Below are 23,198 nucleotides of genomic sequence, written 5' to 3' on the forward strand. Positions count from 1 at the left end.
GAGCTTGGCCGGGGCGCATCGGTGCGTCGCGGTCGTAAGAACAGAACAGGCGATCCCGGGTGAAACCGGATCGCGCCAGGGCGTCATGCCCGTACAGGGAGGCGGAATGACTGAGACGACGAGCGGCCCGGCACGTGGCTCCCGCGCCAAGGGTGGCAAGGGAGGCAAGGGCCTGCGGATCGAGCGCATCCACACCACTCCCGGGGTGCATCCCTACGAAGAGGTGGTCTGGGAGCGCCGTGACGTCGTCATGACCAACTGGCGCGACGGCTCGGTGAACTTCGAGCAGCGTGGCGTCGAGTTCCCCGACTTCTGGTCGGTGAACGCGGTCAACATCGTCACGAGCAAGTACTTCCGCGGTGCCGTCGGCACCCCGCAACGGGAGAGCAGCCTCAGGCAGTTGATCGACCGCGTGGTGCGCACGTACCGGGCGGCCGGCGAGGAGCACGGGTACTTCGCCTCGCCGGCGGACGCGGAGATCTTCGAGCACGAGCTGGCCTACGCCCTGCTGCACCAGATCTTCAGCTTCAACTCGCCCGTGTGGTTCAACGTGGGTACCAAGCAGCCGCAGCAGGTCAGCGCCTGCTTCATCCTCTCCGTCGACGACTCCATGGAGTCGATCCTCGACTGGTACAAGGAAGAGGGGATGATCTTCAAGGGCGGGTCGGGCGCCGGGCTGAACCTCTCCCGCATCCGCTCCTCCAAGGAGCTGCTCTCCTCGGGCGGCAACGCCTCGGGGCCGGTGTCGTTCATGCGGGGCGCCGACGCCTCGGCGGGCACCATCAAGTCGGGCGGCGCCACCCGCCGGGCGGCCAAGATGGTGGTGCTCGACGTGGACCACCCCGACGTCGAGGCCTTCATCGAGACCAAGGTGAAGGAGGAGGAGAAGATCCGCGCGCTGCGCGACGCGGGCTTCGACATGGACCTGGGCGGCGACGACATCACGTCGGTCCAGTACCAGAACGCGAACAACTCGGTGCGGGTGACGGACGAGTTCATGCGGGCCGTGGAGGCCGGCGCCAAGTTCCCGCTGCGGGCGCGAACCTCGGGGGAGACCATCGAGGAGGTCGACGCCAAGGCCCTGTTCCGCAAGATGGCCGAGGCCGCGCACGCCTGCGCCGACCCGGGCATCCAGTACGACGACGTCATCAACCACTGGCACACCTCGCCCGAGTCCGGCCGCATCACCGCCTCCAACCCGTGCAGCGAGTACATGCACCTGGACAACTCCTCGTGCAACCTGGCCTCGCTGAACCTCATGAAGTTCCTCGACGACGACGGCAAGGGCAGCCAGTCCTTCGACGTGGACCGCTTCAGCAAGGTCGTCGAGCTGGTCATCACGGCGATGGACATCTCGATCTGCTTCGCCGACTTCCCCACCCGGAAGATCGGGGAGACCACCAGGGCCTTCCGCCAGCTCGGCATCGGCTACGCCAACCTGGGCGCGCTGCTGATGGCCACCGGCCACGCCTACGACTCCGACGGCGGCCGGGCGCTGGCCGGCGCCATCACCTCGCTGATGACGGGGGTCTCCTACCGGCGTTCCGCGCAGCTCGCCGGGGTCGTCGGCCCCTACGACGGGTACGCGCGCAACGCGGACGCGCACAACCGCGTGATGCGGCAGCACTCCGACGCGAACGCGGCGGCCAAGCGCATGGACGACCTGGACACCCCGGTGTGGGCGGCGGCCACCGAGGCGTGGCAGGACGTGCTGCGGCTCGGCGGGAAGCACGGCTTCCGCAACGCCCAGGCGTCCGTGCTGGCCCCGACCGGCACCATCGGCCTGATGATGGACTGCGACACCACGGGCATCGAGCCGGACCTGGCGCTGGTGAAGTTCAAGAAGCTGGTGGGCGGCGGCTCCATGCAGATCGTGAACAACACGGTCCCGCAGGCCCTCAGGCGGCTGGGGTACCAGCCCGAGCAGGTGGAGGCGATCGTCGCGCACATCGCCGACCACGGCAACGTCATCGACGCCCCCGGCCTGAAGCCCGAGCACTACGAGGTCTTCGACTGCGCGATGGGGGAGCGCTCCATCGCCCCGATGGGCCACGTGCGGATGATGGCGGCGGCGCAGCCGTTCCTGAGCGGCGCCATCTCCAAGACCGTGAACATGCCGAGCACCAGCACCGTCGACGACGTCGAGCAGATCTACCTCGAGGGGTGGAAGCTGGGGGTCAAGGCGCTCGCGGTGTACGTGGAGAACAGCAAGGTCGGCCAGCCGCTGTCCGCCAAGCGCAAGGACAAGGCGGACAAGAAGGGTGAAGAGGGCGCGTCGGCCGCCGCGTCGGAGCAGGCGCAGAGGCCGGAGCGGGTCGTCGAGTACCGCCCGGTGCGCAAGCGCCTGCCGAAGGGGAGGCCCGGCATCACCACCTCCTTCACGGTGGGCGGTGCCGAGGGCTACATGACGGCCAACTCCTACCCGGACGACGGCCTCGGCGAGGTCTTCCTGAAGATGTCCAAGCAGGGCTCCACCCTGGCGGGCATGATGGACGCCTTCTCCATCGCGGTCTCCGTGGGCCTGCAGTACGGGGTGCCGCTGGAGACGTACGTCTCGAAGTTCACCAACATGCGCTTCGAGCCTGCGGGCATGACCGACGACCCGGACGTGCGGATGGCCCAGTCCATCGTCGACTACATCTTCCGGCGTCTCGCCCTGGACTTCCTGCCCTTCGAGACGCGGTCGGCGCTCGGCATCCACACGGCGGCCGAGCGGCAGCGCCACCTGGAGACCGGTTCGTACGAGCCGACGGACGAGGAACTCGACGTCGAGGGCCTCTCCCAGTCGGCCCCGCGCCAGCAGCAGGCGGGCCCGGCCCAGTCGGAGCCCCAGCCCCCGGCCGCTTTGGCCCCCGCCGAGGAACGGCCGGCGCCCCGCGAGGCCCACAGCTCGACGGAACTGCTGGAGATGCAGCTGGGCCTGAACGCGGACGCCCCGCTGTGCCTGTCCTGCGGTACCAAGATGCGCCGCGCCGGCAGCTGCTACCTCTGCGAGGGCTGCGGCTCCACCAGCGGCTGCAGCTGAGAACGGGTGGCGGCGCGTCCGCCGCTTCCCGCGCCCTGACCCGCCGCGACCGATGCGGCACGCACGAGGGGGAGCCGGCCCAGGCCGGCTCCCCCTCCGCCGTGCGCGGCAGGGGCCCGCCGTCCGGCAGACAGAACCCGCCGGCACCCCGGCCCACAGTCCGGCCCACAGTCCGGCCGACACCGCGAGCGCCGCTGCCCGGCCATCCGCCATGACCTGCCGAACGGCGCGGCCGGATCGTCCGGCGCGGCCGGCCGGACGGAGCGTGAAGGGCCGGAAGGCGGCCCGTCCGTGGGGAGGTTGGCGGGCCGGGGCCCGCTTGGCGGTCCTGTGCATGGCGAACGCTCCTTGGCTTTACGATGGCGCGGTGCTGGTCAAGTGGATGCGCTGCACCGTGGTCGACCGCGTCGGCTTCGAACGAGGGCAGCGGAAATGGGCGGGGCTGCTTGGCGAGCCCGGATTCCGGGCGCAGGGCGGCGGCTGGAGTCGCACCCGGCCCGGGGTTGCGCACCTGTTCGGCTTCTGGGAGAGCCGGACGTTCTACGACTCTTTTATGGCGCGCTCCCACGACCGGCTCGCGGCGGGCCAGACGGGCACCTACCAGGACATGCGGGTGCGGCTCTTCCAGTACCGCTTCGACGTCAAGGTCGGCTTCGAACCCCACTTCGCGGACGCCAACCTTCTGCGGGTGGCGCACTGCCGCGTGCACAAGGAGCGCTCCGAGCACTTCACCCTGATGCAGGAGAAGGTGTGGAACCCGGCCATGGCCGGATCGCCCGGCATGCTCCGCGGGGTCTTCGCCGAGGCCGAGCCGGACAACGAGTTCCTGGTCCTGTCCATGTGGGACGCCGCGGCCGAGCGCGCCAAGTACCGCACCGAGCGGGTCGAGCGCCTGGCCCTGCGCGCCCAGACCGACGCCGACGTCGCCGCCATATCCGGCGACGTGATCGACATGGAGCCGTCCTGGACGGTGTGAAGGCCGTTGCCGCTGCCCCGGCACCCGGTCGCATAGGCTGACCGTATGGCACGACCTCGGCGTATCGTCCTCCTGCGGCATGGCGAGTCACAGGGGAACTACGACGACTCGGTTTACGAACACACGCCCGACCACGCCCTGGAGCTGACCCCCAAGGGCAGGCGGCAGGCGGAGGCCGTGGGCGCCCGGCTGCGCGAGATTTTCGGCCGGGAACGGGTGTCGGCCTACGTCTCGCCCTACCGCCGCACGCACCAGACCTTCCAGCTGCTCGGCCTCGATCCGTCCCTGGTGCGGGCCAGGGAGGAGCCCAGGCTGCGGGAGCAGGACTGGGGGAACTGGCAGGACCGCGAGGACGTCCTGCGGCAGAAGCGGGCCCGGGACGCCTATGGGCACTTCTTCTACCGGTTCGCGCAGGGCGAGTCGGGGGCGGACGTCTACGACCGGGTCGGTGCCTTTCTGGAGAGCCTCTGGCGCAGCTTCGAGGAGCCGGATCATCCCCCGAACGTGCTCCTGGTGACGCACGGGCTGACGATGCGGCTGTTCTGCATGCGCTGGCTCCACTGGACGGTGGCCGAGTTCGAGTCGCTGTCCAATCCGGGCAACGGCGAGACCCGCGAACTGGTCCTCGGCCGGGACAACCGCTACCACCTGAACCGGCCCTTCGAGCACTGGCACACTCCCGACCGGCCCTTCGAGGGCTGGTGCGCATAGGGTGGGGGCCGTCATGCCATACGAGCCTCCTACTCATCGAGTCGAACGGTCCCTCCGTGCCACCATCGGGGCGCGCTGCGTCGCCGGCGTGGACGAGGTCGGCCGCGGTGCCTGGGCAGGCCCGGTCACCGTCTGCGCGGCCGTCACCGGACTGCGCAGGCCGCCCGAGGGCCTGACCGACTCGAAGCTGCTGACCCCACTGCGCCGCGCCGCGCTCGCCGAGGTCCTCACCGGCTGGGTCACCGCCTATGCCCTCGGCCACGCCACCCCGCAGGAGATCGACGCGCTCGGCATGACCGCCGCGCTGCGGCTGGCCGCGGTCCGCGCCCTCGAAGGTCTGCCGGAACGCCCGGATGCCGTGATCCTGGACGGCAAGCACGACTACCTCGGCGCGCCCTGGCGGGTGCGGACGGTGATCAAGGGCGACCAGTCCTGCGTCGCGGTGGCCGCGGCCTCCGTCATCGCCAAGGTGCACCGCGACCGGATGCTTGCCGAACTGGCGCCAGAGCACCCGGAGTTCGACTTCGACAGCAACGCCGGCTACCCCTCGCCCACGCACCGGTCGGCGCTCGAACAGCTGGGGCCCACCCCGCACCACCGCCTGTCCTGGGCCTACCTGGAGGCCCTGCCGCGCTGGCGGCATCTGAAGCTCCCCTCTCATCGGGACGCGTCGGCCGCGGACTCCCTGGAGGACGCGGGCCAGCTGGGCATCTTCTGAACCCGGCCCCGGCCCCCCGGGGTTTCGCCCGGCACTCCGTGGGCGCTACGCCTGCACCGCGAGCACCAGGGGCAACACCTCCTCCGCGCCCGCGGCCCGCAGGAGCCGCGCGGCCATGGCCAGGGTCCAGCCGGACTCGGTTAAGTCGTCCACGAGCAGCAGCGGTCCCTTCGCCGCCCCCACCGCCTCCCCGAGGCCGGGGGCCGGCGCCAGCGAGCCGTGCAAGGCCAGCACGCGGCGCGCGCTGTTGCCGCGATCGGAGTGCCCCGGCGGCGCGGTCGGCCGCACCCAGCCGAGCAGCGGTATCCGCCCCACCTCCGCCACCCGCTCCGCCAGCGACTGAACCAGCCGCGGCCTGGCCCTGGAGGCGATTCCCACCACGGCCACCGGCCGCGCCCGCCCGCCCGGCTCGGCGCGGGCCCAACCGCCCGGCTCCCTGGCCCAGTCGGCGAGCACGGTGACGACGGCGTCCAGGACGTCGCCTGGCACCGGCCCGTCGGGGGCTCCCGGCGCGAGCAGGGGACGCAGCCGGTTGCCCCAGCCGATGTCGGTCAGCCGGCCCAGGGCCCGGCCCGGCCCCGCCTGCTCGCCGGGCGGTATCCGGCCCTTCAGCTCCACGCCCATGGCGGGCAGTCCGGTCGGCCACATCCGGCGCGGCTCCACGGGCAGCCCCGGCCGGCTCAGCTCGCCCCGGGCCGCGTCGAGGGCGGCTTGGGAGACGTCCGTGGCGAATAGCGCCCCCGCGCAGTTGTCGCAGCGGCCGCAGGGCGCGGCCTTCTCGTCGTCGAGCTGCCGGCGGAGGAACTCCATCCGGCAGTCCGTCGTGGTGGCGTAGTCCCGCATCGCCTGCTGCTCCGCCGCGCGTTGTTCCGCGAGCCGCGCGTAGCGCTCCGCGTCGTAGTGCCAGGGCTCGCCGGTCACCGTCCAGCCGCCGCGTTCCCGCCGGACCGCACCGTCCACGTCGAGGACCTTGAGCATCATCTCCAGCCGCGACCTGCGCAGCTCGACCCGCGGCTCCAGGGCGGGCAGGGACAGCGGCCGGCCGGCCGCGGCCAGGGCGCCGAGGGTCTGCCGCACCTGGTCCTCCGGGGGAAAGGAAAGGGAGGAGAAGTACCGCCAGATCGCCTCGTCCTCCCTCCCGGGCAGCAGCAGCACCTCGGCGTGGTCGACTCCGCGTCCGGCCCGGCCGACCTGCTGGTAGTAGGCGATGGGAGAGGAGGGCGAGCCGAGGTGGACGACGAAACCGAGGTCGGGCTTGTCGAAGCCCATGCCGAGCGCGGACGTCGCGACCAGGGCCTTGACCCTGTTGGCGAGAAGGTCCTCCTCGGCCGCGGCACGCTCGGCGTTCTCCGTGCGGCCGGTGTAGGCGGTCACGCGGTGTCCGCGGGCGGCGAGGTAGGAGGCGACCTCCTCGGCCGCGGCCACGGTGAGGGTGTAGATGATGCCCGAGCCGGGCAGGCGGTCGAGGTGGCCGTCCAGCCAGGCCAGGCGGTGGGCCGCGTCCGGCAGGCGCAGCACCGAGAGCCGCAGGCTCTCGCGGTCGAGCGGGCCGCGCAGCACGAGCGTTCCCGTGTCCGCGCCCGTGCCGAGCTGCTCGGCGACGTCCGCGGTGACCCGGGCGTTGGCGGTGGCGGTGGTGGCGAGGACGGGCACCCCGGCGGGCAGGCCGGCCAGCATGGTGCGCAGTCGCCGGTAGTCGGGGCGGAAGTCGTGGCCCCAGTCGGAGACGCAGTGGGCCTCGTCCACGACCAGCAGCCCGGTGGTCGCCGCCAGCCGGGGCAGGACCGTCTCGCGGAATTCGGGATTGTTCAGCCGCTCGGGGGAGACCAGGAGCACGTCGACGGTGCCGGCCGTCACCTCGGCGCGCACCGCGTCCCACTCTTCGGGGTTCGCCGAGTTGATGGTGCGGGCCGCGATGCCGGCCCGCCGTGCCGCCTCGATTTGATTGCGCATCAGGGCGAGCAGCGGGGAGACGATCACCGTGGGCCCGCTGCCCCGCGCCCGCAACAGGGCGGTGGCGACGAAGTAGACGGCGGACTTGCCCCAGCCGGTGCGCTGGACCACAAGGGCCCTGCGGCGTCGCGCCACCAGGGTCTCGACGGCAAGCCACTGGTCGGGCCGAAGCCCGGCCCGCCCGGTCTCGTCGCCGACGAGCCGGCAGAGCACCGCGTCCGCCTCGGCCCGCAGGTCCGCTTGCCCCGGCGCCCGACGGCGCACGTCCTCGCCGGTGGCCTCGGCGTTCGCGGAGGCGTTCGGCGGTTCGTCGGGTTGCGGGGCGGCCCCCGCGGCTGAGTTCTGCATGCCTCCCACTGAAGCCCAGGACCAGGGGAAACGCCAATCACCCCTGTGGATAACCCGGTCATTCAAATGATGATTCGGGTCCCCTGTGGATGACGGGCGTGCGCGGGGAAGGCCATTGCGTGCACTCTGCGTACATGACTCGACACAGTGAGCCCACCGGAGATCTGACCCTCGACGGCTACAACCGCGTGACCCTGCGCGGGCACGCCGATCTCGCCGACGCCCTGCCGTACCTGCTGGGCTACCACCCCGACGACTCGATCGTGCTCATCGGCGTGCACGGACCGCGCGGTCGTCTCGGCGAGCGCATCCGCACCGGACTGCCCCCGGATCCGGATCGCTGGGAGGAGGTGGCGTGCCGGCTCGCCGCCTGCCTTGCCGAAGGCGGGACGAGGCGGCAGAGCCTGCCGGACGCGGCCGTCGTCTACCTCTGCCACGACCCGGGGGAGGGGGCCTCGCCCCGCGAGGCCATGGAGCGGCTGCGCCCCCTCGCCCAGCGGCTGCGAACTGCCTGCGGAGAGCGGGAAGTCCCCGTCAGCGAGGCGCTCTTCGTCTCCAGGGGCCGGTACTGGAGCTACTGCTGCCCAGGAGAGGAATGCTGCCCCGACGAGGGGAACGCGCTGCCCAGGGCCGGCACTTCCCCGATGGCGGCGGCAGCGGCCTTCGCGGGCATCCACGTGCGTGGCTCGCTGCGGGAGTTGGAACGCAGGCTCGTGCCCGTGGGCGAGCCGCTCGCCTCGCGGCAGCTGCGGGCCCTCGACGAGGCGGCGAGTGCCCTGCTGCCCTCGCTGATCGGCAAGTCGGCGGACCTGGCGGCGGTCCGCGGCGAGACGCTCGCGCTGGCCGAGCGGCTGCTGAGCAGGTTCCGCCGGGCTTCCGCGCCCGATGCGCCCGGCGAGGAGGCCGCCGATGCCAGGGACGACGCGCTGCTCACCTCGGAGGAGGCCGCCAGGGTCCTGATCGGCCTCCAGGACCGGCTCGCCCGGGACCAGGCGGCCGAGTGGATCGAGAAGCCCGAGGTCGCGGCCGCGCTGCGGCTGTGGCGGGCGCTGGCCCGGCGCTGCGTGGGCGCCTTCGGCGAGTACGCCGCCGCGCCTCTCACCCTGGCCGGATGGGTCGCGTGGTCGGCGGGGGACGCGGTCGGCGCGCGGGTCGCCCTGGGGCGCGCGCTGGCCGCCGACCCGGAGTACATGTTCGCAAGGCTGCTGCACCAGGCGTGCAACGAGGGGGTCGATCCCGAGCCGTTGCGGCGCTGCATGCGCGAGCAGCGGGCGGCCCGCGGGCTCCGAGGACCTGCCGCGGGCGCCCTATGATCACGGCATGCCCTACGACCCGTCGGACTTCCCGCCGTTCGCCGTCACCGTCGATCTGGTCGTCCTCACGGTCCGCCGCCACGCGCTCTGCGCGCTCACCGTTCGGCGGGGCGAGGAGCCGTACCAGGGGCAGTGGGCACTTCCGGGCGGGTTCGTGCGGGCCGAGGAGGATCTGGCGACCGCGGCAGCCCGCGAGCTCGCCGAGGAGACCGGCCTGCACACGCAGGAGTCCGGCGACAGCCACGCCGCGGCGCACCTGGAACAGCTGGCCACTTACGGCGATCCGCACCGCGATCCGCGGATGCGCGTGGTCAGCGTGGCTTATCTGGTGCTGGCTCCCGACCTTCCCGCTCCCACGCCCGGTGGCGACGCCGGCGGGGCCCGCTGGACGCCGGTGGCCCGGCTGCTCGGGGACGCCGTGGAGGCCGCCGAGCGCCTGGCGTTCGACCACGCGCGCATTCTGGCCGACGGCGTGGAGCGGGCTCGTTCGAAGATCGAGTACTCCTCGCTCGCGGCGGCCTTCTGCCCCGCGGAGTTCACCGTCGGAGAGCTGCGGCGGGTCTACGAGGCGGTCTGGGGAGTCGCCCTCGATCCGCGGAACTTCCACCGCAAGGTCACCGGCACACCCGGTTTCCTGGTTCCCGTGGGCGGCACGACGACTCGTCAGGGTGGCCGCCCGGCCCAGCTGTTCAGGGCGGGTGGCGCCTCGGCCCTCAACCCACCCATGCTGCGGCCCGAGGTGTAGTGGCCGGCAGGCACGCGACGGGCCCGTGGACGGCCCCTCGGCAACGCCCGCGCGTCGCCCGGAAAATCCGATATGTCCCGTTATCGTGCCTGAGGTGCACGTCCCACGGGAGGCTCGATGATTCAGGCCATCGGACTCAGCAGCGCGACTCGGCGCGGCCGGCCGCCCGCCGTTGACGACCTCACCTTCGAAGCGCGCGCGGGCCAGGTGACGGCGCTGCTCGGCCCGCCGGGCTCGGGCAAGTCCACCGCCCTGCGGCTCATGCTCCAGTTGACTCCGGGGCGCGGCGTGGCCCTCTTCCGCGGGCGGCCGTTGTCCCAGGTGCCCCACCCCTCCCGGGAGATCGGCGCGCTGCTCGGGGACGTGCCAGGCCATCCCCGCCGCACGGCCCTCGGGCACCTGAGGATGCTCGCCGCCGCGGCCGGGCTCCCGCCGGGCCGCGCGGGCGACGTGCTGGAGGTGGTGGGCCTCAGCGGCCTGGCCGACCAGCGCCTGGGGCGCTTCTCGCGGGGGATGGATCGCAGGCTCGGACTCGCCGCCGCGCTGCTCGGCGACCCCCACACGCTCGTCCTCGACGAGCCGGGCCTCGGCCTCTCGCCGCGGGAGACCGCCTGGCTGCACGGCCTGCTGCGGGGGTACGCGGACCAAGGCGGCGCGGTGCTGATCACCGCGCGGGATGCCAAGGAGGCCGCCAGGATCGCCGACCGGGTGGTGAGCCTGCGGGCCGGGCGGCTGATCGCCGACCAGGTGGCGGAGGACTTCGCGCGCACCCGGCTGCGCCCGCGGGTCGCGGTGCACACGCCGCACGCCGATCGGCTGGCCGCCGCGCTCGCCGCCGAGTTCCGCGAGGCCGCGGCCGACGGGAGCCGGGGGGCGGTGGAGGTGGTGCGCGAGTCCGGGAGCCGTCTCGCGGTCTACGGCAGCAGCTGCGCCGCGGTCGGCGAGGTGGCCTACCGGCACCGCGTGGTCGTACACCAACTCGCCGACCAGATCGGCGACTCGGGCGACCGCTCGCCCGCCGGGCCGTTGCACAGGGCCGATGGCAGACAGGCCGGAGGGCCGGCCGCCGCCGGCGGGGACGACGGTCCCTCCCGGGCGGCGGCCGGTGCGCTGCCGCCGCGGCTCTCCTCCCTGCCGCCGCCGGGGCCGACCTGGCCGCTGCGCTACGAGCTGCGCCGCTGGTCGGGAGTGCGCACGGGATGGTGGGTCATGGGCGCGGCCCTGCTCGCCGGGCTGGTGGCGGGGATCGTGTCCGCCGCGGCGGGAGTGGACCCGGCGGAGCGGGCGCTCACCGGCTGGCCGGAGCCGCTGCTGCTGCCGCCGGTGGCGATGGCGGCCGGGCTGCTCGGAGCGCTCTCCTTCGGGCAGGAGTTCCGCTACCCGGCGCTGGCCCCCGCCCGGGTGCCCGTGCCCAGGCGGCTCTCGCTGCTCGGTGGCAAGCTCGCCGTCTCCTCCGCCGCGGCACTGCTGATGTCGGCGGCGGCGGTCGCGATGAACTCGGCGACCCTTTCGCTGCTGTTCGGCGGGGAGGCGGCCGTCGGGGGCTGGTGTGCGGCGCTCTGCAGCCTGGCCTTGCTCTCCGTGGAGTGCGCCTGGGCCGGAGTGCTCGCCGCCGGAATCTTCCGCTCCACGCTGGTCGGTCTCGCCGCCGTCGCCGCGCTGCCGCTCGCGCTGGCCCCGGCCTTGCGGGCGGTGCTCGACAGCCGGGCGGGGAGTTCGTTCGACGGACTCGCGGGTCGAATGCAGTCGTTGGGGACGCTTCCGATCCCTTCCGGAGTCGATCGGTGGCTGTTCGGCTCCGTGCACCTTGCCTCGCAGCCGATTGCCTGGGCCCTGGTGCTTTCGCTCGCGGTGCTGTTGTGCGGATACGCCCTGATCAGCCTGCGTAACGGAGTCCGTTGACCGGGGAGTCCCGAGGTGGGTGCAGGAGGGCCGCGATCACCTGGGTCCGACTTCGGCCCTCAACTTCCCGGCGGTTCTCCGCATTGCACGGGCAGAGTCCATTTCTTTCCGGTTAGGCGTCAATTATGCAGGAGCCGCCGATCACCCTTTCGTGTGCTTTTCACCAAAGACCTCAAGGTGCCAACGGGGTCCGCCGACAAAGGAGGCGTGACTACCCTTGCGCACTCCATGATGACCGCCACCCGTTCCGCCGACTCGGGCCCGGCGGGCCCCGGTGACCTCGACCGGTACTCCTACGCCGAGTCCACCGGCGCGGCCCGCACCACCAACGCCCCCGCCTGGGACGGCGCCGACTCCGACATGAGCCGGGTGGGCCGCCGCGCGGCCGGCAACCGCGGCCGCGGCCTCCACGGCCAACTCGTCCAGCAGCTCGGTCAGATGATCGTTTCCGGCGACCTCGGCGCCGACCGGCCGCTGGTTCCCGAGGAGATCGGGCAGCGCTTCGAGGTCTCCCGCACCGTGGTGCGCGAGTCGCTCCGCGTCCTCGAGGCCAAGGGGCTGGTGAGCGCCCGCCCGAACGTGGGCACCCGCGTCCGTCCCGTCGGGGACTGGAACCTGCTCGACCCCGACATCATCGAATGGCGGGCCTTCGGCCCCCAGCGCGAGGACCAGCGCCGCGAGCTGTGCGAGCTGCGCCTGACCATCGAGCCGCTGGCGGCCAGGCTCGCGGCCGGCGACATCCGCGAGGAGGTGCGCCAGCGCCTCGGCGACATGGTGGGGATCATGACCCACGCCCTCGGGCAGGGAGACGCCCTCACGTTCTCCCGCGCCGACGCCGAGTTCCACGCCCTCCTCCTGCAGGCGGCGGGCAACCGGATGCTGGAGCACCTCTCCGGCATCGTCGCGGCCGCCCTCCAGGTCTCCGGCGGCGCCGCCTCCGGCTGCGAGCACCCGACGGAGGCCTCGGTCGCCCTGCACCAGCGCATCGTCGAGGCCATCAGTGCCGGGGAGCCCGCCGCGGCCGAGGGCGCGATGCGGCAGCTGCTGACGGTTCCCTCCGAGTCCGCCCCGAGCGCGGCCGGCGGCTCCGCCGCCGCGGGCTCCGGTGCCGATCATGTGGTCCCCGCGCCGCGCGAGCACTGATCGGCCCGCTGCGGGGCCGCCACGGCAGGCAGGAGGCGTCGCCGGAGCCGATCGGACAAGGGCTCCGGCGACGCTGCCGCCACGGCCCGCTACAGTCGGGCGTGCGGTGTGACTCGGGACACGCGAAAGCTGCGTAACACTTCGGGGAGCAGCGCGATGATTCAAGAGGTGGCAGCAGCGGACGGGCCCGTGGTCCGCCGCCGCTCCACCGCCGCCGTCGGCTCACCCCCGCCGTCGGTCACGGTTCCGCTTCCAGCGGGCGGACCTTAAGCCGTTCCCAGAGTTTCCGAGAGGTTGTTCGTGTCGGCCAGCACTTCCCGTACTCTCCCCGCCGAGATCGCCGAGTCCAATTCTGTGATGGCGCTCATTGAACGGGGAAAGGCTGAGGGGCAGATCGCCGGCGATGATGTGCGCCGGGCCTTCGAGGCTGACCAGATCCCATCAACCCAGTGGAAGAACGTTCTGCGCAGCCTCAACCAGATCCTCGACGAGGAGGGCGTGACGCTGATGGTGAGTGCCGCCGAGGCGCCCAGGCGCACCCGGAAGAGTGTCGCCGCGAAGACGACGGCCAAGCGCACCGCGACCAAGACGGTAGCCGCGAAGACCGCTCCGGCCAAGAAGGCCACTGCCCTGGCCCGCCCGGAGGAGCCCGCGGCGGAGACGGCCGGCGCCGAGTCCCTGGGCGGCTCGGTGGCCGCGGGCGCCGCGAAGCCCGGCGCCAGGAAGACCGTGGCCAAGAAGGCAGCGGCCAAGAAGGCCCCCGCCGCGAAGAAGACCACCGCCAAAAAGGCCCCCGCCGCAAAGAAGACCGCGGCCAAGAAGACCACCGCCAAGAAGGACGAGCCGAAGAAGGAGATCGTCGACGAGTTCCTCGAAGGCGAGGAAGAGGCTCTCGACGAGGCCGCGGTTCGTGGCGGCGCCCCGGGCGAGGGCCCGGACGGCAAGCCGGAGAACGAGGGCTTCGTGCTGTCCGACGAGGACGAGGACGACGCCCCGGCCCAGCAGGTCGCCGCGGCCGGCGCCACGGCCGACCCGGTCAAGGACTACCTGAAGCAGATCGGCAAGGTCCCCCTGCTCAACGCCGAGCAGGAGGTGGAGCTCGCCAAGCGGATCGAGGCGGGCCTGTTCGCCGAGGACAAGCTGGCCAGTTCCGACAAGATCGCCCCCAAGCTCCGCCGCGAGCTGGAGATCATCTCCGAGGACGGCCGCCGCGCGAAGAACCATCTCCTGGAGGCCAACCTCAGGCTCGTGGTCTCCCTGGCCAAGCGCTACACCGGCCGCGGCATGCTCTTCCTCGACCTGATCCAGGAGGGCAACCTGGGCCTGATCCGCGCGGTGGAGAAGTTCGACTACACCAAGGGCTACAAGTTCTCCACCTACGCGACCTGGTGGATTCGCCAGGCGATCACCCGCGCCATGGCCGACCAGGCCCGCACCATCCGCATCCCGGTGCACATGGTCGAGGTGATCAACAAGCTCGCCCGCGTCCAGCGGCAGATGCTCCAGGACCTCGGTCGCGAGCCCACCCCGGAGGAGTTGGCCAAGGAACTCGACATGACCCCGGAGAAGGTCGTCGAGGTCCAGAAGTACGGCCGCGAGCCGATCTCCCTGCACACCCCGCTCGGCGAGGACGGCGACAGCGAGTTCGGCGACCTGATCGAGGACTCCGAGGCCGTGGTGCCGGCCGACGCGGTCAGCTTCACGCTGCTGCAAGAGCAGTTGCACTCCGTGCTCGACACGCTCAGCGAGCGTGAGGCGGGCGTCGTCTCCATGCGCTTCGGGCTCACCGACGGGCAGCCCAAGACGCTGGACGAGATCGGCAAGGTCTACGGCGTGACGCGCGAGCGCATCCGGCAGATCGAGTCCAAGACCATGTCGAAGCTGCGCCACCCCTCCCGCTCCCAGGTGCTGCGCGACTACCTCGACTGAGCGGGCTCGCGGGCACCCGGGGCGGAGACGGGGAAGTTCCGCCCCGCCGGCGGCGAGCCGAGGACGGCGTGCGACGGCCGGTGACCCTCAGGGGTCACCGGCCGTCGCACGTGACACGGCGCCCTGCGGCGCGCCCGCGGCCGGCCGTGGGCCCCGCGGGGCCAAGGCCCCTCGCGGGCCCGGCCGCCGCGTGTCTTCACAACGGAAACGGGCGGCAACCCGGGGTGATTCACCCTCGGGTGCCGCCCGTCGTCCGGCGTGGGCGCCGGAACGAGCCCGTCGGTGGGGGACGCGTCAGACCAAGCCCTCAGCGTTCGTCGTCGCTCGCGGTGGCGGGAGTCGCGTGCAGCTTCTCCGTCTCGTCCTGTATTTCGGCGGCGATCTTCTTGAGCTCCGGCTGGAACTTGCGTCCGTGGTGGGCGCAGAACAGCAGCTCTCCGCCGCTGACGAGGACCACACGGAGATACGCCTGGGCACCACAGCGGTCGCAGCGGTCCCCGGCGGTCAGCGGGGTCGCGGGGGTCAGAACAGTAGTCACGTCGCCTCTTCTCTAGCTCGACGAGCTGTCGTACCAGGGACAACATCCAACCAGGCCGAGAACGTTCCCGCTCGCGGCTTCTCGGCGGAAAAAATTCTCCCGAGATGGCCGAACGCTGCCGGTTGGCGGCGAATGGGCCGTATTGCGGTTGTTGCTTGGTTCAATGCGTTGTCTGGCTGTTTTGTTCCGGCTACCTCGGTGTATCCGGGGGGCCTCCTTCGTTCAGGAGGACGTGCCCGAACCCTAAAGGGTTCATGCCTCGAAGGGAACGTGATGTACACGTCACCAGGTCCTCTTATCGAACACGTGAACGATGCTGAGCTACCCTGGGACTTCCCGGGGAGCTGCACAACCGCTCTACAAGGCCTCGGTACCCTCTGAGCGGCGACTGCCACCAGATCTGAATTCAGCGAGGAGCGAACTGCGTGACCGCCGACACGTCCGTGCCATCCACCGCACTGCTGACCGGGTCTGACCCGGGCGGCAACTACACCGCGCGGCACCTCCTGGTGCTGGAGGGGCTCGAGGCGGTGCGCAAGCGGCCTGGCATGTACATCGGGTCCACCGACAGCCGCGGGCTGATGCACTGCCTGTGGGAGATCATCGACAACTCCGTGGACGAGGCCCTCGGCGGCTACTGCGGGCGCATCGACGTCATCCTCCACGACGACGGCTCCGTCGAGGTCAGGGACGACGGCCGCGGCATCCCCGTGGACATCGAGCCCAAGACCGGCCTGTCCGGCGTCGAGGTCGTGATGACCAAGCTGCACGCCGGGGGCAAGTTCGGCGGGGGCTCCTACGCGGCCTCGGGCGGCCTGCACGGGGTCGGCGCCTCGGTGGTCAACGCCCTCTCCTCCCGGCTCGACGTGGAGGTGGACCGCGACGGCCGCACCCACTCCATCAGCTTCCGGCGCGGCACCCCCGGCATCTTCACCGAGTCGGGTCCCGACGCCCCCTTCGACCCGGCCGACGGCCTGCTGAAGGGCAAGAAGATCCCCAAGACCCGCACCGGCACCCGGGTGCGCTACTGGGCCGACCGGCAGATCTTCCTGAAGGACGCCAAGCTCTCCCTGGAGACGCTGCACGCCCGCGCCCGGCAGACCGCCTTCCTCGTCCCGGGACTGACGCTCACGGTGCGTGACGAGCGTGGGCTCGACGGTGCGGAGCACACCGAGGAGGTCTTCCACTACGACGGGGGCATCAGCGAGTTCTGCGAGTACCTGGCCGCCGACAAGCCGGTCTGCGACGTGCTGCGCCTCACCGGCCAGGGCAGCTTCAAGGAGACCGTCCCGGTCCTGGACGACCGCGGGCACATGATCCCGAGCGAGGTCAAGCGGGACCTCGACGTGGACGTGGCGCTGCGCTGGGGCACCGGCTACGAGACGACGGTGAAGTCCTTCGTCAACATCATCGCCACCCCGAAGGGGGGCACCCACGTCACCGGATTCGAGCGGGCCGTCACCCGTACGGTGAACGAGGTGCTGCGCGCCACGAAGCTGCTGCGGGTGGCCGAGGACGACGTGGTCAAGGACGACGCCCTGGAGGGCCTGACCGCGGTGGTGACGGTGCGGCTCGCCGAGCCGCAGTTCGAGGGGCAGACCAAGGAGGTCCTCGGCACCTCGGCGGCCTCCAGGATCGTCGCCCAGGTCGTCGCCAAGGAGCTCAAGAGCTTCCTGACCTCGACCAAGCGGGACGCCAAGCAGCAGGCCAGGGCCGTCCTCGACAAGGTGGTCGCCGCGGCCCGCACCCGCATCGCGGCCCGGCAGCACAAGGAGGCGCAGCGGCGGAAGACGGCCCTGGAGTCCTCGGCGCTGCCGGCGAAGCTGGCCGACTGCCGCAGCGACGACGTGGACCGCAGCGAGCTGTTCATCGTCGAGGGCGACAGCGCGCTCGGCACCGCGAAGCTGGCGCGGAACTCGGAGTTCCAGGCGCTGCTGCCGATCCGCGGAAAGATTCTGAACGTGCAGAAGTCCTCGGTCTCGGACATGCTGAAGAACGCCGAGTGCGGGGCGATCATCCAGGTGATAGGAGCCGGCTCGGGACGGACGTTCGACATCGACCAGGCGCGGTACGGCAAGGTCATCTTCCTCGCCGACGCGGACGTGGACGGCGCGCACATCCGCTGCCTGCTGCTGACGCTCTTCCAGCGGTACATGCGGCCGATGGTGGAGCAGGGCCGGGTGTTCTCCGCGGTGCCGCCGCTGCACCGGATCGAGCTGTCGAATCCGAAGAAGGGCCAGGAAAAGTACCTGTACACCTACTCCGACGGCGAGCTGCGCCAGACCCTGCTCGACCTGGAGCGGCGCAACATCACGTACAAGGACTCGGTGCAGCGCTACAAGGGCCTGGGCGAGATGGACGCCGACCAGCTCGCCGAGACCACGATGGACCCCCGCAGGCGCACCCTGCGCCGGATCAACATCAGCGATCTGGAGGCGGCCGAGGAGGCGTTCAGCCTGCTGATGGGCAACGAGGTGGCGCCGCGCCGGGAGTTCATCGCGAGTTCGGCGGCGACGCTGGACCGCTCCCGGATCGACACCTGAGGGGCACGATCCCGGTCACCGTGAGGCGGGGCTGCCGCCGGGGCTCGGCCCCGCAGCTCGCCGGGGTCGCCACGGCGGCGGGGTGTTCGGCCACCGCCGCCCGCCAGGCCCGGCCGTCGGCGTGCGCGACGGTGACCTCCCAGCCGCCGCCCGCGCCTTCCGCGGGCTCCGTGGCCGTCACGCGGAGCGCGTCCACCGCCTCCTCGCCGGTCATGTCGCGCACGGCCAGCTCGGCGGCCTGGCCCGGCCGCTCCCAGCACGAGCGGCCCCGGCAGCCCTCGGGGGCCACCCGTCCCTCCCGCAGCGCGTCCAGGACGCCCTTGAGGGCCGCGGCGGTCATCCGGCCGTAGGCGTACCCGTGCGGCAGGACCAGCAGCGTGGGGGCGAAGCGGTGCCCGCCCAGGTGCGTGGTCTCCCACACCTCCGCGCCGCCCGCCTCGGCCAGTTCGGCGGCCAGGGGGCGGCCGAGCAGGGCGCAGCACCGGTCGCGCCGCCCGTTCGCGCACACCAGGACCAGCGGCTCGGCCACCGCCCGGCCGAAGCCCTCGTGGTGGCCCGCGCCGAGGCGGGCCAGGTCGAGGCCGAGCAGCTCCCGCGGGTCGGCCACCTCGGCCGCGCGCACCCAGGCGTTGCCCGGCGCGGTGTGCGCGGCGTAGACCCGGTGGCGGGGCGCCTCCCCGGCCGGGAGCCGGCGGCGGGCCGGGCGGCGGATCAGGGCCGGGCGGACGCCGGTGCCGGCCGCGGCCGCCTCCAGGGCCGCGCCGGTCTCCGGGGCGAGGCGGCTCTCGGTGAGGGCCTTGGCGCCCCAGGGTCCCGGCTGCTCCACCAGCAGCCAGGTGGTCGCGGTGGCGGCCGTCCCCGCCAGGGGCTCGGCCGTGGCCAGGGAGGACGCGGCGCAAGTGCTGTTCACCCGCGCAAGGTTAGGTCGTCTCCAGGGCCTGTGGCCGCTCCGGCCCGCCCCCGGAGGGCCGGGAGACGGCCGCCGCAAATCGCTTGCGTGATTTGCGTTATTCTTGCGGCCATGACGCGACGACTTGCCCAGGTGGCGCAGAAGGTAGGAGTGAGCGAGGCCACGGTCAGCCGGGTCCTCAACGGCAAGCCGGGGGTCTCGGAGGCCACCAGGCAGGCGGTGCTCACGGCGCTCGACGTGCTGGGCTACGAACGGCCCACCCAGCTGCGCGGCGAGCGCGGGCGGCTGGTGGGCCTCGTGGTGCCCGAGCTGGGAAACCCGATCTTCCCCGCCTTCGCCGAGGTGCTCGGCGGGGTGCTCGCCCAGCGCGGGCTCGTGCCCGTGCTGTGCACGCAGACGCCGGGCGGCATCCAGGAGACCGACTACGTCGACCTGCTCCTGCAGCAGCAGGTGTCGGGGGTGGTCTTCGCGGGCGGCAGGTACGCGGAGGCGGACGCCTCGCACGACCACTACCGGCTGCTCGCCGAACGGCGGCTGCCGGTGGTGCTGATCAACGCCTCGGTGCCCGGCCTCGACTTCCCGCGGGTGTCCTGCGACGACGCCGTGGCGGCCGAGCAGGCCTGGCGGCACCTGGTGTCCCTGGGGCACGAGCGGATCGGCCTGGTCCTGGGCCCGAGCGACCACGTGCCCTCCCAGCGCAAGCTGGCGGCGGCCAGGGCGGTGGCCGCGGCGGGCGGCGGCGAGCTGCCCGACGAGCGGGTGGCGCGGGCCATGTACACCCTGGAGGGCGGGCAGGCCGCCGCCGCCACGCTGCTGGAGCGCGGGGTCACCGGCGTCATCTGCGCGAGCGACGTCATCGCGCTCGGGGCGGTGCGGGCCGCGCGGCGCCGCGGGCTGCGGGTGCCCGAGGACCTCTCGGTCGTGGGCTTCGACGACTCGGCGCTGATGACCTGCACCTCGCCGCCGCTGAGCACCGTGCGCCAGCCCATCGAGGCGATGGGCAGGGCCGCGGTCGAGGTGCTGGTGGCGCAGTTCGGGGGGCGGGACGTGGCCCGCGACGAGCTGCTGTTCGAGCCCGAGCTCGTGGTGCGCGAGTCCACCGGGCCGGCCCCGGGGGTGGCGCGCGGCTGAGTCGGGGATCTTCAGTCGGTATTTTTCAATCTGCGCGCAGGTTATTGCGTGAATCTGCTTCTGGTGATTGAGTGTGCGGCACTCCACGGCCATGCACACATGGGGGTCACTCATGACGTTTCACGCATATCGCCGCCGCGTGCGGCTCGCGGCTGCCTCCGTCACCGCCCTCGCCGTGCTCCCGCTTGCCTCCTGCTCCTCGGGGGACGACGGCGAGAGCGGCGACGGCCGAGTGCGGCTGGACATCAACGGGCAGCCGCCCGGCACCGACGCCCGGGAGCTGCGGATCTTCAACGCCGAGGTCGCCAGGTTCGAGGAGAGCCACCCGGACATCGACCTGGTGCCGCACGAGGGGTTCATGGAGCCGGAGACCTTCAGCACCCGGGTCGCCGGCGGGGACCTGGAGGACGTCTTCTACGTCTACTTCACCGACCCGGCCCAGATCATCGAGCAGGGCTACGCGGCCGACATCACCGACTACCTCGCCGACGTGCCCTACCTCGACCAGGTGCGGCCGGAGCTGAACGAGGTGTTCCAGGACGCCGAGGGGCGCCAGTACGGCATACCCACCGCCAACTACTCGATGGGCCTGCTCTACAACCGCGAGCTGTTCGAACGCGCCGGCCTCGACCCGGACGCCCCGCCCACCACCTGGGAGGAGGTGCGCCAGGCCGCCGCGGCCGTCGCCGAACTCGGCGGCGGGGTCGACGGCTACGGCGAGTGCGCCACCGAGAACACCGGCGGCTGGCACCTGACCGCGGAGATCTACTCCACCGGCGGCCAGGTGGCCGACCGGGACGGCGAGGACTGGCGGGCCGCGTTCGACACCCAGGCCACCCGCGACCTGCTGGACAACCTGCGGGCGATGCGCTGGGAGGACGACTCGATGGGCAGCGACCAGATGCGTTCCTGCGAGGACGTGATGGTGCAGATGGGCGCCGGGCAGCTGGGCATGATGATCGCGGCGCCCGACGCGCTGCCCACCCTGGTGCGCCAGTACGACGGCAGCTACGAGAACCTCGGCCTGGCCCCCATGCCCGACGGCCGCGGCACCCTGCTCGGCGGCGAGGGCTACATGATCAACGCCGGCGCCTCCGAGGAGCAGATCGAGGCGGCCCTGACCTGGCTCCAGTGGCGCTTCGTCAATCCGGAGGAGACCGAGCGGCGCATCCGGCAGCGCCTCGAGGACGACCAGCCGGTCGGCCTGCCGATGCCGCCCACCCCGGACATCTGGGCCGAGGGACGGGTCAGGGACGACATCGCCGCCCTCAACGAGCGGTACGCCAACGTGCCCGTGGAGCACGTCAGCTCCTTCATGGACGCCGCCCCGAGCATCCCGGGGCGCATCGAGCCGCCGCGGGCCCAGGAGGTCTACGCGGTCCTCGACAATGTGATGCAGGGCGTGCTGACCGAGCGCAACGCCGACGTGGGAGCCCTCCTCGACGAGGCCGAGGAGCAGGTCAACCACCTCTACGACGCCTCCTGACATGGCCGCATCCGCCACCCGCCGCCGCCGTCGGGCCGAGAATGTCACCGCCTACGGCTTCCTCTGCGCCGCCCTGGTCGTCTTCGCGGTCTTCGCCTGGTACCCGGTCCTGCGCAACGTGACCCTCAGCTTCCAGGAGGTCAACTTCGTCCGCGGGTCGAGCTGGGTCGGCCTGGACAACTTCCGCAAGGTCCTGGACGATCCGCTCTTCGCCACGGCCTGGCGCAACAGCGCGCTGTTCACGCTGTACGCGCTGGTCATCGGCTTCGGCGTGCCCTTCGCCACCGCGGTCCTGCTCAACGAGTTCCGGCACGCGAGGGCGTACTTCCGGGTCCTGGTCTACCTGCCGGTGATGCTGCCCCCGGTGGTCGTCGCCCTGATGTGGCGCTGGTTCTACCAGCCGGAGGGTGGGCTGATCAACGAGCTGCTGAGCGCCGCGCACCTGCCCACCTCACAGTGGACGAACTCGGCGAGCACCTCGCTGATCTCCCTGGTGATCGTCTCCACCTGGGCCAACATGGGCACCGCCACCCTCATCTACCTGGCCGCCCTGCAGACCATCCCGGGCGAGCTGTACGAGTCCGCCGAGCTGGACGGGGCGAACCTCTGGCGCAGGCTGTGGCACGTGACGGTGCCGCAGACCAGGTTCGTCATCCTCATGCTGCTGCTCCTCCAGGTGATCGCCACCATGCAGGTGTTCACCGAGCCCTTCGTGATGACCGGCGGCGGGCCCAAGGACTCCACGGTCACGGTGATGCTCCTCATCTACCGCTACGCGTTCGTCACCAACGACTTCGGCGCGGCCAGCGCCATGAGCCTGCTCCTGCTGCTCGTGCTCGGGGTCTTCTCCGCCGCCTACCTGCGCCTGACCCGCAGCAGGCAGATCTGAGGGAGCCCTCGATGCGTACCCTGGTTCGCCCCGCGGTGCTGCGCACCCGCCGCGGCAGGCTCGTCTACTGGTCGCTGCTGAGCGCGGCGCTGTTCCTGTTCACCCTGGCCTTCGTCGTCCCGCTGTACTGGATGGTCACCGGCGGCGTGAAGAGCTCGCCGGAACTGGCCAGGACCCCGCCCACCTACGTGCCCCACGAGTGGCATGTCGGCAACTACGCCGACGCCTGGAGCGAGCTCGACCTCGCGAGGTACTTCGGCAACACGGTGACCCTCATCGGCGGCGCCTGGCTGCTCGGGCTGGCCCTCCAGCTCCCCGCCGCCTACGCGCTGTCCAAGCTGCGGCCGCGCTTCGGCCGGGTCATCCTCGGCCTGATGCTGGTCACCCTCATGGTGCCCGCGACCGTGCTGCTGATTCCCACCTATCTCACGGTCACCGACGTGCCCGTGCTGGGGCTCAACCTGATCAACAATCCCGCCGCGGTGTGGCTCCCGGCCGCCGCGAACGCGTTCAACATCTACGTCCTGAAGAACTTCTTCGATCAGATTCCCGACGAACTCCTCGACGCCGCGCGCATCGACGGGGCGGGCCCGCTCACCACCCTGGCCAGGATCGTGCTGCCCCTCTCCCGCCCGATCGTCGCCGTGGTGTCGATTCTGTCGATCACCGCGCTGTGGCGGGACTTCCTGTGGCCGCTCGTCGTGCTGCCCGACCCGGCCAAGCAGCCGATCACCGTCTACCTCCAGCGCATCTCCGACACCACCTCGCTCAACATGCTCACCGCGGGACTCGTCCTGGCCAGCATCCCGCTCGTGGCGATCTTCCTGATCTTCCAGCGCCAGATCCTCGCGGGCCTCACGGCCGGCGGCGTCAAGGGCTGAGCAACCGCGGTTCCCCAGGCCGGGGGCGCCCATGCCCCCGCAGTGGATCACAGGAAA

The 23,198-nt window shown here is 72.0% G+C and carries 17 protein-coding genes; 14 read left to right on the forward strand and 3 right to left on the reverse strand.

Annotation, left to right across the window (positions count from 1 at the left end):
- Window positions 1-106 precede the first annotated feature (106 nt).
- From D7294_RS26170 to D7294_RS26185, 4 genes are all read left to right on the forward strand, one after another.
- Entirely contained in the window at window positions 107-3,025 is a 2,919-nt protein-coding gene (locus D7294_RS26170) for a vitamin B12-dependent ribonucleotide reductase (RefSeq protein WP_120684025.1), read from the forward strand.
- A gap of 367 nt (window positions 3,026-3,392) precedes the next feature.
- Window positions 3,393-4,001 carry a YdbC family protein gene (locus tag D7294_RS26175; protein ID WP_120684027.1) on the forward strand — a complete coding sequence of 203 codons (609 nt, stop codon included), beginning with the start codon at window positions 3,393-3,395 and terminating at the stop codon, window positions 3,999-4,001.
- 45 nt (window positions 4,002-4,046) lie between these two features.
- Window positions 4,047-4,712 (forward strand): histidine phosphatase family protein, encoded by a 666-nt coding sequence (locus D7294_RS26180; RefSeq protein ID WP_120684029.1) that lies wholly within the window; start codon window positions 4,047-4,049, stop codon window positions 4,710-4,712.
- Window positions 4,713-4,725: 13 nt separating this feature from the next.
- A complete protein-coding gene (locus tag D7294_RS26185) occupies window positions 4,726-5,430 on the forward strand; it encodes a ribonuclease HII (RefSeq protein WP_120684180.1) in 705 nt (234 codons plus the stop codon).
- A gap of 45 nt (window positions 5,431-5,475) precedes the next feature.
- Here D7294_RS26185 and D7294_RS26190 read toward each other — a convergent pair whose 3' ends face one another.
- Window positions 5,476-7,731 (reverse strand): DEAD/DEAH box helicase, encoded by a 2,256-nt coding sequence (locus D7294_RS26190; RefSeq protein WP_120684031.1) that lies wholly within the window; start codon window positions 7,729-7,731, stop codon window positions 5,476-5,478.
- 134 nt (window positions 7,732-7,865) lie between these two features.
- Between D7294_RS26190 and D7294_RS26195 the strand changes: the two genes are divergently transcribed.
- From D7294_RS26195 to D7294_RS26215, 5 genes are all read left to right on the forward strand, one after another.
- The gene (locus D7294_RS26195; protein ID WP_120684033.1) at window positions 7,866-9,044 is read left to right on the forward strand and encodes a DUF4192 domain-containing protein; all 1,179 of its coding nucleotides are present in this window, start codon (window positions 7,866-7,868) and stop codon (window positions 9,042-9,044) included.
- A gap of 7 nt (window positions 9,045-9,051) precedes the next feature.
- Window positions 9,052-9,789 (forward strand): NUDIX hydrolase, encoded by a 738-nt coding sequence (locus D7294_RS26200; protein ID WP_120684035.1) that lies wholly within the window; start codon window positions 9,052-9,054, stop codon window positions 9,787-9,789.
- Between the two features lie 117 nt (window positions 9,790-9,906).
- Entirely contained in the window at window positions 9,907-11,691 is a 1,785-nt protein-coding gene (locus D7294_RS26205; RefSeq protein WP_120684037.1) for an ABC transporter ATP-binding protein, read from the forward strand.
- Window positions 11,692-11,844: 153 nt separating this feature from the next.
- Complete coding sequence (locus D7294_RS26210) at window positions 11,845-12,834, forward strand: FadR/GntR family transcriptional regulator (RefSeq protein WP_277751116.1); 990 nt, start codon at window positions 11,845-11,847, stop codon at window positions 12,832-12,834.
- 300 nt (window positions 12,835-13,134) lie between these two features.
- Window positions 13,135-14,763 (forward strand): RNA polymerase sigma factor, encoded by a 1,629-nt coding sequence (locus tag D7294_RS26215; RefSeq protein ID WP_120684182.1) that lies wholly within the window; start codon window positions 13,135-13,137, stop codon window positions 14,761-14,763.
- 307 nt (window positions 14,764-15,070) lie between these two features.
- Here the strand turns inward: D7294_RS26215 and D7294_RS26220 are convergent, their stop codons facing one another.
- Window positions 15,071-15,301: a DUF7455 domain-containing protein gene (locus D7294_RS26220; protein WP_120684041.1), complete on the reverse strand. Its 231-nt coding sequence runs from the start codon at window positions 15,299-15,301 to the stop codon at window positions 15,071-15,073.
- 425 nt (window positions 15,302-15,726) lie between these two features.
- Here D7294_RS26220 and D7294_RS26225 point away from each other — a divergent pair, with 425 nt between their 5' ends.
- Window positions 15,727-17,844, forward strand: a complete 2,118-nt coding sequence (locus tag D7294_RS26225; protein ID WP_120684043.1) for a DNA gyrase/topoisomerase IV subunit B — start codon at window positions 15,727-15,729, stop codon at window positions 17,842-17,844.
- Here the strand turns inward: D7294_RS26225 and D7294_RS26230 are convergent.
- Window positions 17,795-18,754, reverse strand: a complete 960-nt coding sequence (locus tag D7294_RS26230; protein ID WP_120684045.1) for a sucrase ferredoxin — start codon at window positions 18,752-18,754, stop codon at window positions 17,795-17,797. The genes D7294_RS26225 and D7294_RS26230 overlap by 50 nt on opposite strands.
- A gap of 111 nt (window positions 18,755-18,865) precedes the next feature.
- Here D7294_RS26230 and D7294_RS26235 point away from each other — a divergent pair, with 111 nt between their 5' ends.
- The 4 genes from D7294_RS26235 to D7294_RS26250 all read left to right on the forward strand — a co-directional run bounded on the left by D7294_RS26235 (window position 18,866) and on the right by D7294_RS26250 (window position 23,141).
- On the forward strand, window positions 18,866-19,885 hold the full coding sequence (locus D7294_RS26235; RefSeq protein WP_120684048.1) for a LacI family DNA-binding transcriptional regulator: 1,020 nt from the start codon (window positions 18,866-18,868) through the stop codon (window positions 19,883-19,885).
- A 112-nt stretch (window positions 19,886-19,997) separates the two neighbouring features.
- Window positions 19,998-21,371, forward strand: a complete 1,374-nt coding sequence (locus D7294_RS26240) for an ABC transporter substrate-binding protein (RefSeq protein ID WP_120684050.1) — start codon at window positions 19,998-20,000, stop codon at window positions 21,369-21,371.
- 1 nt (window position 21,372) lies between these two features.
- Entirely contained in the window at window positions 21,373-22,260 is an 888-nt protein-coding gene (locus tag D7294_RS26245; protein WP_120684052.1) for a carbohydrate ABC transporter permease, read from the forward strand.
- Window positions 22,261-22,271: 11 nt separating this feature from the next.
- Window positions 22,272-23,141 carry a carbohydrate ABC transporter permease gene (locus tag D7294_RS26250; protein ID WP_120684054.1) on the forward strand — a complete coding sequence of 290 codons (870 nt, stop codon included), beginning with the start codon at window positions 22,272-22,274 and terminating at the stop codon, window positions 23,139-23,141.
- Window positions 23,142-23,198 lie beyond the last annotated feature (57 nt).

The sequence above is a fragment of the Streptomyces hoynatensis genome (genome assembly GCF_003626535.1).
Taxonomy (GTDB): domain Bacteria; phylum Actinomycetota; class Actinomycetes; order Streptomycetales; family Streptomycetaceae; genus Streptomyces; species Streptomyces hoynatensis.

What these genes read in the sequence shown, in the direction of transcription:
- D7294_RS26170 (WP_120684025.1), top strand. Translation starts at nt 107, where the DNA reads ATGACTGAGACGACGAGCGGCCCGGCACGTGGCTCCCGCGCCAAGGGT.
- D7294_RS26180 (WP_120684029.1), top strand. Translation starts at nt 4,047, where the DNA reads ATGGCACGACCTCGGCGTATCGTCCTCCTGCGGCATGGCGAGTCACAG.
- D7294_RS26185 (WP_120684180.1), top strand. Translation starts at nt 4,726, where the DNA reads ATGCCATACGAGCCTCCTACTCATCGAGTCGAACGGTCCCTCCGTGCC.
- D7294_RS26190 (WP_120684031.1), bottom strand. Translation starts at nt 7,731, where the DNA reads ATGCAGAACTCAGCCGCGGGGGCCGCCCCGCAACCCGACGAACCGCCG.
- D7294_RS26195 (WP_120684033.1), top strand. Translation starts at nt 7,866, where the DNA reads ATGACTCGACACAGTGAGCCCACCGGAGATCTGACCCTCGACGGCTAC.
- D7294_RS26200 (WP_120684035.1), top strand. Translation starts at nt 9,052, where the DNA reads ATGCCCTACGACCCGTCGGACTTCCCGCCGTTCGCCGTCACCGTCGAT.
- D7294_RS26205 (WP_120684037.1), top strand. Translation starts at nt 9,907, where the DNA reads ATGATTCAGGCCATCGGACTCAGCAGCGCGACTCGGCGCGGCCGGCCG.
- D7294_RS26235 (WP_120684048.1), top strand. Translation starts at nt 18,866, where the DNA reads ATGACGCGACGACTTGCCCAGGTGGCGCAGAAGGTAGGAGTGAGCGAG.
- D7294_RS26240 (WP_120684050.1), top strand. Translation starts at nt 19,998, where the DNA reads ATGACGTTTCACGCATATCGCCGCCGCGTGCGGCTCGCGGCTGCCTCC.
- D7294_RS26245 (WP_120684052.1), top strand. Translation starts at nt 21,373, where the DNA reads ATGGCCGCATCCGCCACCCGCCGCCGCCGTCGGGCCGAGAATGTCACC.
- D7294_RS26250 (WP_120684054.1), top strand. Translation starts at nt 22,272, where the DNA reads ATGCGTACCCTGGTTCGCCCCGCGGTGCTGCGCACCCGCCGCGGCAGG.